This window comes from Shewanella sp. ANA-3 (assembly GCF_000203935.1).
Lineage (GTDB): Bacteria > Pseudomonadota > Gammaproteobacteria > Enterobacterales > Shewanellaceae > Shewanella.
Genome location: NC_008577.1, coordinates 3,481,299 through 3,497,667 on the forward strand (window position 1 = coordinate 3,481,299; position 16,369 = coordinate 3,497,667).

The window sequence follows — 16,369 nt, forward strand, 5'->3', positions numbered from 1 at the left end:
ATGTCTAGTAAGCACGAAATTCTCAATGCGCTCAAACTGTCGGCTTTAACAAACCATCCTATGCCAAGCATCGATGTCGCCCCGCGGGTAGAAGATCTGGTTGGCCAGTTTGAAACCAATCTTAAAACCGTGGCGGGCACACTGCACCGCGAAGGCGGTCTTGTGGCACTACAAGCCAAAGTGGATGAGCTTGTCGCCCAAGGCTTACAGGTTATCTCCCTCGTAGAGGGCGTCACGGCAAACCGTGAAGTACCGCCAACGGCACATGAACTTAGGGATATCGATTATGCGGTCATTCCTGGGGATGTTGGCGTTGCCGAAAATGGTGCCATTTGGGTGAATAATAAGAATTTAGGCCACAGAGTCACGCCTTTTATCTGTGAAAACCTGATCTTAGCGTTACCTAGCACTAAAATTGTGCCCAACATGCATCAAGCCGCCAAGGACATTACCTTAGATGCGGGTGAGTTTGGTGTGTTTATCGCAGGTCCCTCAAAAACCGCCGATATCGAACAAGCCTTAGTCGTCGGCGCCCACGGTGCCTGCAGCTTAAATGTGTATCTGGTTTAATTGCTAGCGCGCTAAACCTTTAAGAGCCGCCTTTAATGGGCGGCTTTTTATTGGATTGCACGATTTGGGACAAAAATGCGTTGGATTTAATGCGCTAACTCAGGCTTGCCATGGTGTTCACTCACCTACACGGTGAATAGAAACCTATGGTTTCTAAGCTTATGAACGAGAGCCATGGATGGCGAACTGGCCGTTAAACAGGGATGTTGTTCAAGTCCATCCTTGGATGCTCGACCGCCCCGTCCATGGGGCGGACGGTCGTCTCGCTAATCACCATGGCTAACCTGCTTGGCCTCAGCGTCGTCTGTAAGTTTTAAAGAAATACACAGCATGCTTTGGGACATTTCCGAATTTGGGCGTCGGCACTATCAGGAGAATTTCGGATAAAAACTTCTCTGGACTAACGCCGCCATAGACCGTGAGTAATTGTTGACTAAAGTGTGAAGCGAAGCGGAATCGAACCAACTATTACGAATCCGACTTAATGGCCTTGTTAGCGCCTTTATCGAACATGGTGACAACCGAAAAATCATTGTCATATTGTTCTTCTATCGATTCTATAGCAGCGACTAAATCATCATTAGAAATCGATTCATCTTTTTCCGAAACTATTCTTTTCTCGACGATTACGTCTTTTATAATCAACCGATATCTTCCACCTTCAATTTCTTCAACACTGCCAGTCAGAACCAGAATAATTCCGAATATATGGCTTCCGATTGGAGTCGTAACCAAAAATATACAGGCGGTATCTTTATTAGGGTCATACCCCTCACCATATACCCCAAACTCAACTTTAAATAAACTTGGGGATGAAGTTAGTATTCCTTCCATTTGGCATATCTGAGTTTCATAACGAGAGACCTCATCAAAGGAAATATCAACAAGATCAGTAACTTCAAAATAAGACAAGATTTTTACCGCACTGTCTAATGCTTTTAGTTCGCTTGAGAAGTCAAACTGCTGATCATTACACCCAACTCCAAATTCTAGTTTTGGAAAACCATCAAAAATCAGTTCAGCTACAACTTTTTTCCCAGATTTACTAAGTAGGTTTAGTAACTTAACTGCATTTCTGAATTTACTTACTTCCAGCCTTATTCCTTCTCCAAACGAAAATGAGTAACTAGCCGCGCCAGTATAAAGGTTGAATTTCAAATCAAAAAACTCCCCTTCAACTCTCATTTTCTTGAGAAAATCTGGAAGCATTTGATTAAATGGTGAAATGTAAAACTTGCATTCGAATGACAACCCAACAGAGAGCCTATCTTCTTTAAACCTAATTTTACCCTCTGCTGTCGGCTTTAAGTTTGGCATAGCTAGCTTTCCACCATTTGAATTAAATAATGGGTTTTTGCTTAATATACCAAATCTAGCATCGACGCCTCTAAATTTTGCAATTTCTACTTCTTCAATACCAAGAGAAACATCTATTAGAGATTTTAAGTTTTCTTCTCCCTCTGTTGTAAAAGTTAATTGAGCAAACCCGTCTTCATAACCAGTAGACTCTAGGTGAGCTTTTTTATTTGAAATATATTCTGAGATATCATTTCCTATATAACGTAAAAAACAGTTCTTCAAAGTATTACCATTCGACGTTTCGAGCAGATTGCTATCATCATAGTAAATTGTCATTGTTCGCTTATTGAAATTGTTGTCTTGATCGCTCTGCTCAATTTCATGAAGGCGCTTTAAAACCTTTGATATCAGCTCGTTGTCTACATGGACCATATACGCCCTTTGAGCCACTTCTTTTTTGTCAAATTCTATAAAAACAAAAAAAGCTGGCATTTGAGCCGTGATTAGACGTCTTAAATTTGAGAGGGTAATGGATAACTTTCTATCATTCTTATCTGTTGCTTTAACTTGAACTTTACATTCAAAAGCTGGCTTATGAATCTCCAAGGGAGAAAGATCAGAATTAAATGGAAACTCTACAAAAAAATCCCACCCAGTTTTATCAATCTGCGAGCCATTTGGAATTAAGCCTACTTCGGCACACCACAAACTGAATGTGCTCTCTCCCATTAGGCCTAAATCTCTCATGCTGAACTCCTTGTAGTGCTAACATTTTATTCGTGCGCGTTTACATCGCTGGAGCAGTGAAAACGCGCACGGTTAACTATCTGTATGCAAAGAACTTATCAGCTTTCAGCCAAATACACCATCTGCAAAAACGCGTATGCGCGTTTTCCAAAGCTATAAACTAAAAGTCAGCCTCAATAGTTAATTGATTTTATGGGATTTTATTAATTACGAATGGAATTGGTGCGCACTAATTCTGTCTTAAAATCATACTAAAATACTTAAATTTGTATATGACAGTTTAACCATACATTGTTAGTCGAATTCTGGTCAGGCCAAACATAGGCAAATAGTTCGCTTAGATAAAGATTTTAAACTCTGCTTAAATTAAAACGACTCAAGTCACCAACTTATTCAGCCATTACTATTTTAGATAACTCATTTCAGCACTCCAACCATTCTTACGCAGGTATTTTCCGCTTAAACCTATCACTTAGCGAGGCAATCACGGCTGTATTGGCTTCAAGATGTTGTATACATCCGCAGCGTAAATGAGCAATCAAGAATCTATGACAGGCTTGCAACCTGCTGACTCACTGAACGTTTTATTAGATGGTCATCACACTTTAATGGTGAAATTTACCAAATAATTCACAAACATGAACTAATATGTAACTTACCAAAATATCGAGAGCTGGAATGAGGGCTCACTCTACTGAATACAGGGGATTTATCAGTCTGCCACCTTGAATAGCGTTACGGTTAGCGGGTCGCTATAAAGTACTAAATCGTCTTCACCAACACAGTAACATCAGGGATCTGCCGTTCTGTAGCAATACAGATGATTCAAGTTATAGGTTTATAACTCGTTGAGGTAACAACGGAATGGAAAACAACGAACTAATCGCGGTTGAAAATCGAATCGTCACTAAATTTATGGACATGTTTATCAAGTTTGGCATGCTCCTCGCGCTAGCGTCCTTCTGCTACACCATCTTCTCCCCGTTTTTAAATATCATGCTCTGGGCAGTGATTTTAGCCGTGGTCATTTATCCCTTTCACCAGCGTATCGCTAAACGGCTGAGTGATAAGCAAGGTCGAGCCGCTACTTTGTTGATTGTAATAGGGTTAATGATATTAGTTTTACCTACCATTATGATGGTTAGCTCCATGACCGATAATATGGGTAGCTTGGTTGAGCGCGTGAATCAGAATACCCTTGAGGTCCCAACCCCAAAGGAAAGCATTGCCAATATTCCCTTTGTTGGCGCTAAAATTTATGACTTTTGGCTGAAAGCATCGACCGATTTACCCTCGTTAGTCAAAAGCTTACAACCGCACTTGGGGGATGCTGCCAAGCAAGTCATTCATGCGTTAGCCAGCATCAGTGCCAGTCTGTTGATGAGTATGTTTTCCTTCATTATCGCAGGCATCATGATGGCCTATGGCCACGCCGGTGCACAAAGTTCGGCTCGTATTGCCACTCGGATTGCTGGTCCTGAGCGCGGCGCAAAACTGGTCAATATCTGCTCTTCAACCATTCGTGCTGTCGCCTTAGGCGTTATTGGTGTGGCCTTCATTCAAGCCTTATTAATCGGCATTGTGATGACCTTCGCGGGTATCCCCTTGGTGGGTATCTTCTTTATCTTGGTCTTGATATTAGGGATTGCCCAAATCCCCGCGCTATTAGTGACGCTTCCAGCGATTGCTTATATCTGGATGGCGGGCGATAACGGCACAGTCGGCAGTATCATCTATACCGTGTTGCTGATCCTTGCGGGTGCGGTGGACAACGTACTCAAGCCTATTTTCCTCGGCCGTGGAGTCGATGCTCCCATGCCAGTGGTTCTCATCGGCGCCTTAGGCGGCATGGCCACCAGCGGTATTTTAGGGATGTTTATTGGCGCCACGCTACTGTCTATCGGCTACCGCATCTTTATGATGTGGGTGGATGAAGGTCTCGAAGAGGGATTGAGAGAGCAAGATGACAATTGATCACTTTGTTCCCCGCCTCGTGTTAGGCGGGATATGTGCTCTGCTCAGCGGTTGTACTGTGCTCGGTCCTGATTATCAACGGCCCGATGTGCCAGAAGTCCAAAGCTGGCAGAGCGCTAGCTCTCGCCTATTTAGCGGTGCGACAACGGCCAGCGATTATCATCAATGGTGGTCGCAACTGAACGACCCAGTGCTAAGCAGCTTGATTGACGAGGCCTTGCAGAAAAATCCCGATGTGCGGATCGCTGGGCTGCGCATTCTCGAAGCGCAAGCCCAGTTGGGTATCGCTGAAAGCCTTAAAAATCCCCAGTTAACCCAAGCCACGGCCCAATGGCTGGGCGCAGGCCAAACCCAAAGCGGTAACAGCACCTCAGGTAGCAGTTATGGCGCGGCATTTAATCTGGGTTGGGAACTGGATTTTTGGGGCAAATTTCAACGCAGTATCGAGTCTGCCGATGCCAACTACTTTGCCACTATCGCCCAATATGACGATGTGCAAGTGTTGATGATTGCGCAAGTGGCACAGCTGTATGTGAGCATTCGCACCTTAGAGGCGCGGCTGCAAATTGCCCATGAGAATGCGCAGATCCAAAAGCGGAGCTTAGAAATCACTCAGCACCAGTTTCACAGCGGTAATACCGCCGAGTTGGATGTGCAGCAGGCCAAGACTCAGTATCTCAGCACGCTCTCGACCATTCCTCAGCTAGAAACGAATCTGCGCCAAAGCCAAAATGCACTCAGCACTCTGCTGGCAAGGGCGCCTGGAGCATTACCCGAAATGGCGAGCAATACGGGCGTACTCCCCCAAGGGCAATTGGCCTTAGTTGCTGAAATGCCAGCCGATTTATTACGTCGCCGCCCCGATGTCAGAACCGCCGAGCGTCAACTTGCCGCCCAATCGGGGCTGATTGGCATTGCCGAGAGCGATCTGTATCCATCCATCACCTTAGCTGGCACGCTAGGGATAAGTGCAACGGGCAGCGGCCATAGCATTTTCTCTTGGGGGCTGGGCCATCCATCAGTTGGAATATCCTCGACAGCGGTAGATTACCAACCAAATCTTAGTGGAAGACGCACGCTTTGAGCAGTTACACGAACGCTATCGTGAAACCGTTTTTAAGGCCGCGCGGGAAGTCGATGATGCCGCCATCGCTTATGCCAACAGCGCAACCGAAATAACCTTGCTGACGCAAACAGGTGAAGCGGCGAGTCGTTCACTCGAAATTGCTAACACCCAATACCGCGAAGGTATGGCGGATTTTCAGCGTGTACTCGATTCGCAGCGCGCCCTCTTTAGCCAACAGGAACGGCTCGTTAACAGTCGCGGCGCCCATATTGGCAATCTCATCACCCTCTACAAAGCGCTTGGTGGCGGGTGGGAACCTGGGCGGCAACGTCCGTTAGTGACTCCCGCTGTTGATCAAAAACTTCGCACGCGTGATGAATGGGTGCCCTATCTCGATAACCCATTGTTCGATGCAAATCAGCCCCAAACGGGTTCTCAACCTAATGCCCAGCCTACATCGACTATTCAAAAGGGAATTGTGAATGACTGACAGTACCGCGACTCCGGGAAAGGCGAGTAAATATGCCACCCTTGGCCTTCTGGCACTCATAGTAATATTACTGCTTTGGTACCTTGTGGCCGACAGAATGACCCCCTATAGCTCACAGGCAAGGGTCCAAGCCTTTGTGGTGCCGATTGCTACCGAAGTCACGGGGCAGATTTTGAAAGTCTATGTGCAGGATAACCAAGATGTCGCCGAGGGCGCTCCCTTATTCGATATCGATCCTGAGCCCTATGATATTGCCCTTGCCAAAGCCAAGTCTGACTATGAAACAGTGCTAAATAGCGTTAAAGCCAATAATGAAGGCGTTAAGGCGGCGGAAGCGAAATTACAAGCCATGCGTGCGTCTTACAATAATTCAGTGAAAGATGCCGAGCGGCAAGAACGTCTCTATCGCCAAGACCCGGGGGCTATTTCAGTACGCCGACTCGAAATCGCACAAGCATCGCGAGAAACTGCCAGCAGCCAAGTCACAGCCGCCGAAGCCGATGTTAGGCGCGCCATTGAGGCCGCAGGGGTGAATGGTGAAAACAACTCACAACTATTAAGTGCTCGTTCGGCGGTGAATAAAGCCGAGCGCGATAGACAAAATACCCATGTCGTCGCTCCAAGCCGTGGAGTGATCACCGACTTAAATACCGATGTGGGGCAGTTTATTAACGCGGGCGCCCCCGCAATGACTCTGATTGCTATCCACGATGTGTGGATTTCGGCGGATCTGACCGAAAACAATCTCGGCAATATTAAAGTGGGAAACAGAGTCTCTATCCTGCTCGACAGCATGCCTGGACAGTTATTTAGCGGCCAAATACGCAGTATTGGCTATGGTGTGGATGATGGTAAAAAACAGGCCGTTGGTTCACTGCCGACTGTCAGTAATAGCCGCGATTGGCTGCGCCAAGCACAACGCTTCCCCGTTAAAGTGTCGTTCTCAGCGGACGATATGCCCCCTGCAGCTAACTTGCGTGTGGGAGGCCAAGCCGACATCTTGGTTTATACCGAAGAACATGGCCTGATGAACCCGCTCGGTGCACTGTATATTCGGGTAATGAGCCTCTTCTCCTATCTGTATTGAGGCCTGATATGCACCACGCAGACAGTACAGTACTCAGAATTAGCCTTGGCATCTCATTAGCGGCGTTTGTGTGTTTTGGTCTAGCCCTGCCCATGCCCCACCTTGGTTGCATCATGGCATGGGTCATTCTATGCATGCCCGGCGAGGCGCTGAGCTTAAAAAAAGGCCTTATTGGCGGTGTACTCTTGTCGCTTATCATGACTGCGGGCGTCTTGTTAGTCCCCTTATTGAGTTATTACACCTTAGCCGCGGTGCTGTTAGTGGCATTACTGCTGTACTTTTTAATGCTTATTTCGGTCACAGGTAAAGGCGTACTGGCCATGTTGCTGACGATGGCGATTACCCTCATTCCGATTGCAGGCTTAATAGAACAAGCCGTGGCGCTCGCCATTGCACAGCTCATCGCCATCGGGGTATTGATTGGCACGTTAGTGAATGGCATCGCCCATGCCTTGTTTCCGCCCGCCCCCGTGACCGCAGCAGAAAAACCTATCCTATTGCCCCCTGAACATCCCAAACGGCTGGCCCTACGCGCCACCATCATAGTGATCCCAGTATGGCTGCTGGCGCTAAGCGATCCGGCCTTTTATATTCCCGCCGTGATGAAGACAGTGATGTTAGCGCAGCAAAGTACTCTGCTAAACGCCAAACAAGCAGGCAGAGAGCTAGTGCTTTCTACCTTAATGGGCGCCTTGTTGGCATTCGCCCTGTGGATGGGGCTTAGTATTTGGCCTTCGTTATTGATGTTAGTGCTGATGCTGGGACTGATGACCATGTGGCTGACTCGCCGGCTTATTCAGTTAGTGCCAACCGGGTTTCCCCCTTCCTTTTGGAGCAATAGTTGGATCACCGCCCTCATCTTATTTGGCCCCGCCATTGCCGACAGTGCGAATGGTAAAGATGTATGGTTAGCGGCCGCCATGCGTTGCAGCCTCTATTTATTGGTCGCTGGTTATGGTTGGCTATGTTTTATCGCACTGGAGCAGAAATGGCCAGCAGGCCGCCCAGCATCAGAAGCCCCCGTAGGAGAATAGAATGTTATCAGCATTAGTGGTTGGCTTACCTATCATATTAATCAATATGTTACTGCAATCTCTTGCCACTATGTGGTGCATCCGTTTCTACAATAAACGGCTACTAGACCACGATAGTTTAGTCGCAGGGGTATTAGGACTCTTCGGTATCACCAGCATAGTAATGCTGGGTAACCTTTTACAAATCGTCGCTTGGGGCAGCTTGTTTCTCTTCCTCGGCGAGTTCAATAACCTGCATGATGCGATTTATCATTCTGGGGTCAACTTCGCGACCTTAGGCTATGGCGATATTGTGATGAGTGAAAAATGGAAATTATTAGGCCCAATCGAAGCGGTAAATGGCGCCCTGATGATCGGCTTATCGGGCGCATCCATGTTGGCTGTGCTACAGCAATATGTGAAGAAAAAATGACCGATAAAGCCTCAATGTAAGCGCTGTCTATAGTGATCCCAAGATCCGGTGGAATGATGACCCAACACACCTACAAAAAAGCCGCCTCAGTTATTATATATAGTAACTTAAAAGGTGTATATTGTGTATTAAGGCAGAAGAATCTGCCTTTTTATTGACTGAGATTCCAGTTAGGACTATAGTGTATTATATGTTTAATGTGTACGCGGAAGGTTAGTTTGTCATCAGTAAAAGTCAGAGCGACGATTGTAGAGGACAATGCGGGCATCAAAAGCCAACTGCCTATCTTACTAACTGAGCAAGGAGAGTTAAGTACGGTCACGGACTACCTACTCAAGCTAGAGGCGGACGGTGTGAGTAACTCCGTCATGAATGGATTTCTTCAAGCGGTGTCCTTGTTGCTGGATTATATGGAAGCAAATAGAGGATTGTTTGACGATCCGAAGTTGCTCTTCCAGACCTTTTCTAAGCGGTTGTATACAGGAACGATTGGTGAAGATGGACTTGACCCATCAGGTTTATATTGGGTGCCAAGTTCAACCAGTAACGTGAATAAGCATATTCATCGATTGACGGCATTCACAGATTGGTTGGCAAACAAGCACGGCACTGCGTCCATGAATCCCTTGCGTGATGCAACCCCGCATGAGCAGCGACTGAATTACGCTGCATGGTATCGCAAAAACCAAAACGATTTCCTTGGTCATATCGAAGATAAGACCGTCAATAAAACCATCCGTAAAGCGCGAACCATTAAGGGACGCACACCTCTCACCAAAACCGAAGATGACGCTATCGCCTTTCCTGAAAAGCATTGGGAAGATTTTTATTTGAACGGTATTGGTGGCGCAAGCGATCCACGAGTGGCACTCAGGGACAAATTAATACTCCTGCTCATGCACGGTGGCGGGCTCCGCGAAAGCGAGGCTTTAACCCTTTGGGTGACAGATGTGTTTGAAGATCCCTATAACCCAGATAGTGCAATCGTTCGAATTTACAATGAAGTCGATGGCAAAGCGCCAAATGACCCTGAAGTTCGTTCTAAAAATCAAAATAGAGAAACATACTTAAAAGAAAAGTATGCGCGTATCCCACGCCAGCGCATGAAAGGCACCGCACATCTCGGTTGGAAGAACCGTGTGGTTGACCATAAAGATAACTACATACAAGTTCAGTGGTTCCCAACCGACTACGGCAAAGTGTTTATGTCACTTTGGAAAAACTATCAAAAGTACCGTGCCAGCATCGACTGTCACCACCCTTATGCGTTTATTTCTTTTCATCACAGTGCCTTCGGCAACCCTTACACCATCAACGCTTTCCATGATAACTACGCCAACGGCTTGAAGCGTATCGGTTTGGAGCCAAGCAAGGCAGAAGGTAAAGACCCTCACGGGCATCGTCATAATTACGGTAGACGATTAGAACGTTCAGGGTTGAACCCGTTGGTGATTCGACGCTGTATGCACCATAAGTCCTTAGATTCACAAATCCCCTACACAGGTAAAGGTCAGCAGGAAATCTCTGACGAACTCACCCAAGCCACACTGCAACTGGCAAATCCTGAATCCAAAGTCAAAGCACTCGACTGGAAAGCACTGGTTGGGCATGGTTTTGATGACATCGACCCACAGGGTTACTTCACAGGCAAGCATCCAAAATTGAGAGGCAAATAATGGGGCGAACTAAAGGTAAAAAAGCGGACGGACGCACATCGGATTTAACCTTCTCTTGGATGCTCACCACGCTCGGTGCGGAGTGGCAGCAATGGCAGGAACTGGCGGCTGAGTGGATGGCAGAACAAACCACTGGTATTGACCATAAACAACAAGCTATGGCTCGCTTCTTCGAATCCTACCTTGTTGAATGTGCACCCTATGCCATCAGCAATATTGACCTGTTCTTTCAGGGTTATAACGGTCATCGATGCTCTAGTGAACAGTTGGAGACTGTGGTAAAGAAGACACAGAATACAGCTACTATCATCCAAAAAGGCGTAAATTATCCATGTGACTTCATCGACTTTGTTATTGAAAAAGTGTTCTCAGAAGAAGATGACAATGGCAATTTTGTGCCACTGGTTCAAAACCCGCTTAATAAAATCAAAGTGCAAGGTTCTACGACTGAAACCGTTCGTAACCCTCTGCCGTATCGCTATATTCAGGACTTGCGCCAAATTCTCTGTCCGTTGCCTGATAAAACCGAATTAACCGTCATTGAGCAAAATCTCAAGGAAGATGAACAACTACTTCCTGCTTATCACTACCGCCACTTCAAGCACTGGACATGGGCGCAACGACAATCAGGACAAGGAGAAAGAGGTGGTGATGGTGACTGGTTTGAAGTGGAACCTGAGCGGATTGATAAAACCGACCCTGACTGCGTGTGGCGCACCAACGAAGTGACTCGCAAAGGTAATAAAATCACCGTTCATCAAATCTGGTCGCCCGTCAAAGCGATGGTGATTTTCATGAAGCTCCACCTACCACTGCGTACCTATCAGGTGCGTATGCTAGACAGCGGTGAAGCGGATACATGGCGCTATGAAAACGGTCAGTGGGTAGTAAACACTCAGCATGATTTTGCACTTGGTAGCGAAAAACGCCCGTTCGGGAAAGGCATGTTCCGACGCATTCACGACACCATGACAGGATTACATTCCACAGGCTTGTATATCAACACCAACAAAACCGCCGACCAGAACAAAGACGAACTAGAGCGTGGTTACATCATTCCTTGGCAAAACGAGGAAGTGCTGTACTGGCTGGAAAAACTGCGCAACTGGCAAGAAAAATACAATCCAATTTCTAAACCAACCGACTGCACTACGCTGCTAATAAAGCACACTCGTAAGAAAAAGTCTGAAAAGCAACTAGAAAGCATGGGGGAAATTGCATTTCTGTTTCGCGATGCGTCAGCAAAGGGGGAGGATAAATTCAAGCCAATTAATTACAACGCAACAGATTCTTTTTGGTATCAACTCCTATTGACGCTGGAAAACCAACTCGCAGAGCAAGGCAATACACTGGATAACGGCGAGCGCTTGAAACTGGTTGTGGACTACCCAGAGGGTACGCCAGAATGGAATAAGGTTGCCACACTCTTTCCATTACACAGTTTGCGTGTCTCACTCATCACGGCGTATACGATGGATACGCAATTGCCATTGCCTGTGATTTCTAAGCTATTGGCAGGACATACGCGCCTGTTGATGACCATCTACTACAACAAAATTACCCCGTCAGTGATGGCAGAAAAGATGGATGAAGCACATGGTGAGCTGGATGCTAAATCCAAACAATCGGTACGCAACTTCCTTAAAGATGCCTCAATGGAGCAAATCCAATGCAAGATGGTGTATCACAGTGATGACAGCATTCAGGCGGCGTTGGTTAACCGCAACCCGATTGGCTGGGAAGAGCGCTCCTGTGGGATGTGTCTGGTAGGCGGTAACACTGTGAAATCGGATGAAGTCAGCACCCTTGGTGGTTGCTGGAACGGTGGTGAGCTGATTAAAGATTCAAAAGTCGCCGCAAATCGCCTTTATGCCAGCGTACCCCACGGCCCTGAAAATTGTATTCGCTGCCGTTGGTTTATTACCGAAGCTTATTACCTTAAGCCACTCAATGCCCACTTCAATCAACTGAGCTACAAAGCACATCAAGTCGCCAACCTATCTGTTGAGATTGAGGGGGAATTGGAAGCCCTCAAAGACGAACAATTCTTTTGTGAAGAGCAAGGCAAGCCGTTTATTAAGCACGATAAGTTGCAAGCCCTACAGCGCCGCTATGAAAAACAGCAAGTAGAAGCCGATGAATACACCAAAGACTGGATTGCGTGTTTTGAGCTTATTTATAAAATCATGCGTGTCGAAGAAGCCAGAAAGGAAGGTGATACCAAAGATAAACTGATTGCGGTTGGCACTGAGCAAGATGTCAGTCATGCCTTGAAGTTTATCGAAACCAACTCAGAGTTGCTGCATCTATCACTACTTTGTGATGACGCTGAATTCTACCCTGATTTGCAGGACGAACTGCGTAAAACCCCTGTTATCCAAAAGCGTTCAATGCAACTTAGCCGTGTATTGATGAAAAAAGGCTTTGAGCCGATTTTCATGGAAATGGACGACAAACAACAGCTTATCGCTGCCAATGCCATGCTGCGTCATATGGCAAAAATCGCTGACCCTGACGACAAGCTCGAAGGCTTCCGCAAAGTGGCGAGCTACATCGAAGCGGGTGAATACCTGACTGATAACAATCTGTTCTCTCAGGGCATTCATGCACTGACTGATAAAGTCATTAATCTAGATGGCATAGCACTACCGAACTTATTGGAGGACTAATGGAACTTGATATTGATGTCATTCTGGCTGACTTAAAAGATGGCAAAGTACCTCGCACGCAGCAAAACCTCGATAAGCTCAACGACACGCTGAAAGCCTATGCGGGATCAGGTCAGCGCGACTTCTCCATTACCCAGATTGGACGGGTGTCTGCCGAAAATGGCGGGTTGGCGTATGAGGCTTTGCGTGCTACCCGTAACAAGCACTACAGAACACTCATCGAAGCGTGGGCGGCAAAGTACAATACCAGTACCAAAAAACCGCTATCTAACACCTCACGGTCTAAATCCATCCCTGTGGATAACAAGCTATTAGAGCGCATCCCAGACCCTGCGGTACGCGCCTTGTTTGGTCAAATTATTGCCGAGCGCAACCGCTACCGCAAAGAGGTCAATTTACTCAAGCAACACGCTAATATTACCATCGACAAACGCCCTGTGCGCCAGTTTGACACCACCGCAGAACCAAGCGTGGAAGTGCTGCCATCCCTATCAGGCGTACTCACCGAATCAGAGAAAAAAGCCTTAGCGTATGCCATTTCTGATGAATGTATGGAAAAGAACGCCTGGCAAACTACTCAGGCTGGTCAGGTAAAAGACATGGAATACAACAGCGAAGTATTCCCTAGGGGCTTTGTCACAGGACTTCGCAAGCTCTTGGGTGAGGTAGATGACTAATGGCAAGTGGGCAGCAGAAAGCGCAACAAAACCTTGAGGCATTTGAGGTCTGGAAAGCCACACAGACGGACGATGATTTTAAACAACTAGTGTTCCGAGGTCAGCTTAATCGTATCGAAGTGGCAAAGGGGATTGGTTGTGGCAAATCGGCGTTAAACCAAAATCCTGCCCTTAAGAAAGCACTCAAAACCTTAGAAGATGAGCTGCGCGGTAAAGGCGTACTGCCACCGTTAACCGATGCGGCCAAGAAACATGCAGACAAGCCCAAAGCTTACGATAATACAGCGAATCGTAAGCTGCTCGATTCAAAGCGGGTTTCTTCGTTAGAGGCTGAGAATATTGAATTGAAAGCCAAGGTTAAGGAGCTTGAAAAGCGACTTGAGCGCTTTGGTGAGCTATCCGAAACCTTATCCGAAATGGGGTTGATGCCACGATGAATACCGCTTTGCATGAAGACCAAATGCGTGTAACCAGTATTCCCTATCGCTCGACCAAGATGGTGATATTCAGCGGTGTGCCGCTGGCCAAAGACTCTTACAAAACCAATAGTGGGAAGTATTTCGTCACCATCAAAGCCGACCCCGATAGCATCCCAGTGCTTCCAACGCTGGGTCAGCATTGGTCAGTCAAAGGTGCTCGCCAGATAGAAAGTGTGGAGATGGGTGATTATGTAATGCAGCAGCACACTTATGAATCACCCAAGCATATTGAATGCACTTTACCCGAAACAGGTGAGCAACTGATACGCTTTATCGCCAGAGAAAGTGACTTCAAGGGTATTGGTGAAAGCAAAGCCAGGGCGCTCTGGCAGCTCTTGGGTAAAGACTTCCATGCCACACTGAAAAATGACACCCCAGAGTCCAGAAAGCGTCTGACATCGATTCTGAGTGAAGATTCAGTGGAAGCGCTCTTTAAGGGGTACGCCAAATATAAAAACCTGGCACATTGCAACTGGATGAGCGAGCACAACATCCCCGCCAGTGTGCAGCAACGGCTGCTCAAGCATCACGGTGAAGCCTCCATAGAGGTAATTAAGGATAATCCTTATGCTTTGATGGGCTTTGGTCTTTCGTTCAGTGCCATTGAAGATATTATCAAGGTAACGGATTTTAAGAGCTATGTTGCGAAGGATGACCCAAGAAGGCTCAGCGCTGCTCTGGAAATGGCGATTCGCAAGGAGATTGAAAAAGGTCACACCTATACCACTCATGCCAATGTGCGCCCTTACCTCAACAATCTACTGAAAGACAAAACACTGGTCACTCAGGCATTCAAATCAGGTCATGATAAAGCTCAGTATATTTTAAATCCCGACACAGGAGCCTACCATCCAACGGCGCAACTTCTGATGGAAAGTGTCGTTGCCAAACGGCTAAATACACTGATTAAGCGAAATGACTTGTTTGATGAAAACGCCAATGCTGCGTATTGCTCTGCGGTTGCGGAGCTTCCCTACGAATTAACTCCTAAACAAATCGAAGCCGTCACAACGTGTCTGGATAATTCGGTAAGCTGTATTACGGGCGGTGCAGGAACAGGCAAGACAACGGTACTCAGAACGGCTCTCAGGGCATATCATCAACTTGGATTTGAAATACACGCCGTTGCGCTCAGCGGTCGTGCTGCAATGAGACTTCATGAGTCCATCGGTTTTGTTACCTCAACCATTGCCAAATTGCTGCGTGAAGCCCCCATAGAACCCTGTGTCGAGAAAACAAATCACCTACTGGTGATTGATGAGGCAAGCATGATTGACTTGCCAACCATGTATCGTCTTGTGAATCACATTCACCCCTCTGTACGATTAATATTCACTGGCGACCCCGACCAACTTCCACCAATCGGCTGCGGCAAGGTGTTGGCAGACATCGTTGAAGCAAAAACGGTGGCTAATACGATGTTAGATATCGTCAAGAGACAGGAAGGTTCAACGGGTATCCCCGAATACTCAAAGCTCATCAATCAAGGTGTGATGCCTGATCGATTAAGTACGGGAGCAATACACTTTCACGAAACCAGTAAAACAGACATTGCCAAAGTCTGTTGTGAGCTTTACCAACAGTGTCCTGAAAACAGTCGCGTCATGGCTCCAACCAAGGCACTCGTATCAGAAATCAATAAACTTACCCAACAAGCCGTTAACCCAGATAGCACTAGCCTTGAGTTCGAAATCAATGGTGATAAGTTCTTTTTGCCACTTCGCATGAATGATGCGGTGTTATTCACGCAGAACCATTATGACAAAGGCATTCAGAACGGCTCACTTGGTATGCTAACCAACGCCAAACCTTCTGGTGATAGTTACGGTGAAGTGACGCTAGATACAGGTGAAAAGGTCGAGATAACACAATCCGTTCTCGACTGCATGGAGTTGGGTTACGCAATCACCCTACATAAAGCTCAAGGGTCACAGTTTCCACGCATCATCATCGCTCTGCAAAACGGAAGAATAGTTGATAGAGCATGGTTCTATACGGCAATCACGAGAGCTGAAAGTGAAATCCATATCGTTGGTAGTAGTGATGACATGAAGCAGATCACCGAGGCACCTAGTCACTCTCATAAGCGGAATAGCTATCTGAAAGAACTGTTGAGTTAGCTATTAACCCTGTACATCAAACTCGTTTAGTGCCCCATTCCTCGTTAGCAAAGTGGCATTTAGCTCACT

Annotated in this window: 13 protein-coding genes; 12 read left to right on the plus strand and 1 reads right to left on the minus strand. The window is 46.7% G+C overall.

Annotated elements, in window-relative coordinates; translation table 11 throughout:
- Window positions 1-570 (plus strand): LUD domain-containing protein, encoded by a 570-nt coding sequence (locus SHEWANA3_RS15280; RefSeq protein ID WP_011717771.1) that lies wholly within the window; start codon window positions 1-3, stop codon window positions 568-570.
- 468 nt (window positions 571-1,038) lie between these two features.
- On the opposite strand, the gene SHEWANA3_RS15285 is transcribed toward SHEWANA3_RS15280, so the two are convergent.
- The gene (locus tag SHEWANA3_RS15285; protein WP_011717772.1) at window positions 1,039-2,616 is read right to left on the minus strand and encodes a hypothetical protein; all 1,578 of its coding nucleotides are present in this window, start codon (window positions 2,614-2,616) and stop codon (window positions 1,039-1,041) included.
- 864 nt (window positions 2,617-3,480) lie between these two features.
- Between SHEWANA3_RS15285 and SHEWANA3_RS15290 the strand changes: the two genes are divergently transcribed.
- The 11 genes from SHEWANA3_RS15290 to SHEWANA3_RS15335 all read left to right on the plus strand — a co-directional run bounded on the left by SHEWANA3_RS15290 (window position 3,481) and on the right by SHEWANA3_RS15335 (window position 16,300).
- Window positions 3,481-4,590, plus strand: a complete 1,110-nt coding sequence (locus SHEWANA3_RS15290; RefSeq protein ID WP_011717773.1) for an AI-2E family transporter — start codon at window positions 3,481-3,483, stop codon at window positions 4,588-4,590.
- Window positions 4,580-5,674 carry an efflux transporter outer membrane subunit gene (locus SHEWANA3_RS15295; RefSeq protein WP_244096569.1) on the plus strand — a complete coding sequence of 365 codons (1,095 nt, stop codon included), beginning with the start codon at window positions 4,580-4,582 and terminating at the stop codon, window positions 5,672-5,674. The genes SHEWANA3_RS15290 and SHEWANA3_RS15295 overlap by 11 nt, the downstream gene beginning before the upstream one ends.
- Entirely contained in the window at window positions 5,655-6,146 is a 492-nt protein-coding gene (locus SHEWANA3_RS23810) for a TolC family protein (protein ID WP_244096570.1), read from the plus strand. Before SHEWANA3_RS15295 ends, SHEWANA3_RS23810 begins: the two co-directional genes overlap by 20 nt.
- A complete protein-coding gene (locus SHEWANA3_RS15300) occupies window positions 6,139-7,233 on the plus strand; it encodes an HlyD family secretion protein (RefSeq protein ID WP_011717774.1) in 1,095 nt (364 codons plus the stop codon). The genes SHEWANA3_RS23810 and SHEWANA3_RS15300 overlap by 8 nt, the downstream gene beginning before the upstream one ends.
- Before the next feature lie 8 nt (window positions 7,234-7,241).
- The gene (locus SHEWANA3_RS15305) at window positions 7,242-8,267 is read left to right on the plus strand and encodes a DUF2955 domain-containing protein (protein WP_041412701.1); all 1,026 of its coding nucleotides are present in this window, start codon (window positions 7,242-7,244) and stop codon (window positions 8,265-8,267) included.
- A 1-nt stretch (window position 8,268) separates the two neighbouring features.
- On the plus strand, window positions 8,269-8,679 hold the full coding sequence (locus SHEWANA3_RS15310; RefSeq protein ID WP_011717776.1) for an ion channel: 411 nt from the start codon (window positions 8,269-8,271) through the stop codon (window positions 8,677-8,679).
- 218 nt (window positions 8,680-8,897) lie between these two features.
- Complete coding sequence (gene gmtY, locus SHEWANA3_RS15315) at window positions 8,898-10,355, plus strand: gamma-mobile-trio recombinase GmtY (protein WP_041412702.1); 1,458 nt, start codon at window positions 8,898-8,900, stop codon at window positions 10,353-10,355.
- Complete coding sequence (locus SHEWANA3_RS15320; protein ID WP_011717778.1) at window positions 10,355-13,024, plus strand: integrase family protein; 2,670 nt, start codon at window positions 10,355-10,357, stop codon at window positions 13,022-13,024. The genes gmtY and SHEWANA3_RS15320 overlap by 1 nt, the downstream gene beginning before the upstream one ends.
- Window positions 13,024-13,701, plus strand: coding sequence for a gamma-mobile-trio protein GmtX (gmtX, locus tag SHEWANA3_RS15325; RefSeq protein ID WP_011717779.1), 678 nt, complete (start codon window positions 13,024-13,026; stop codon window positions 13,699-13,701). The genes SHEWANA3_RS15320 and gmtX overlap by 1 nt, the downstream gene beginning before the upstream one ends.
- A complete protein-coding gene (locus tag SHEWANA3_RS15330) occupies window positions 13,701-14,138 on the plus strand; it encodes a VPA1267 family protein (protein ID WP_011717780.1) in 438 nt (145 codons plus the stop codon). The genes gmtX and SHEWANA3_RS15330 overlap by 1 nt, the downstream gene beginning before the upstream one ends.
- The gene (locus SHEWANA3_RS15335) at window positions 14,135-16,300 is read left to right on the plus strand and encodes an AAA family ATPase (protein WP_011717781.1); all 2,166 of its coding nucleotides are present in this window, start codon (window positions 14,135-14,137) and stop codon (window positions 16,298-16,300) included. Before SHEWANA3_RS15330 ends, SHEWANA3_RS15335 begins: the two co-directional genes overlap by 4 nt.
- Window positions 16,301-16,369: the final 69 nt, after the last annotated feature.

Coding starts and splice junctions, on each gene's coding strand:
- SHEWANA3_RS15280 (WP_011717771.1), top strand. CDS start 1: ATGTCTAGTAAGCACGAAATTCTCAATGCGCTCAAACTGTCGGCTTTA.
- SHEWANA3_RS15285 (WP_011717772.1), bottom strand. CDS start 2,616: ATGAGAGATTTAGGCCTAATGGGAGAGAGCACATTCAGTTTGTGGTGT.
- SHEWANA3_RS15290 (WP_011717773.1), top strand. CDS start 3,481: ATGGAAAACAACGAACTAATCGCGGTTGAAAATCGAATCGTCACTAAA.
- SHEWANA3_RS15295 (WP_244096569.1), top strand. CDS start 4,580: ATGACAATTGATCACTTTGTTCCCCGCCTCGTGTTAGGCGGGATATGT.
- SHEWANA3_RS15300 (WP_011717774.1), top strand. CDS start 6,139: ATGACTGACAGTACCGCGACTCCGGGAAAGGCGAGTAAATATGCCACC.
- SHEWANA3_RS15305 (WP_041412701.1), top strand. CDS start 7,242: ATGCACCACGCAGACAGTACAGTACTCAGAATTAGCCTTGGCATCTCA.
- SHEWANA3_RS15310 (WP_011717776.1), top strand. CDS start 8,269: ATGTTATCAGCATTAGTGGTTGGCTTACCTATCATATTAATCAATATG.
- SHEWANA3_RS15320 (WP_011717778.1), top strand. CDS start 10,355: ATGGGGCGAACTAAAGGTAAAAAAGCGGACGGACGCACATCGGATTTA.
- gmtX (WP_011717779.1), top strand. CDS start 13,024: ATGGAACTTGATATTGATGTCATTCTGGCTGACTTAAAAGATGGCAAA.
- SHEWANA3_RS15330 (WP_011717780.1), top strand. CDS start 13,701: ATGGCAAGTGGGCAGCAGAAAGCGCAACAAAACCTTGAGGCATTTGAG.
- SHEWANA3_RS15335 (WP_011717781.1), top strand. CDS start 14,135: ATGAATACCGCTTTGCATGAAGACCAAATGCGTGTAACCAGTATTCCC.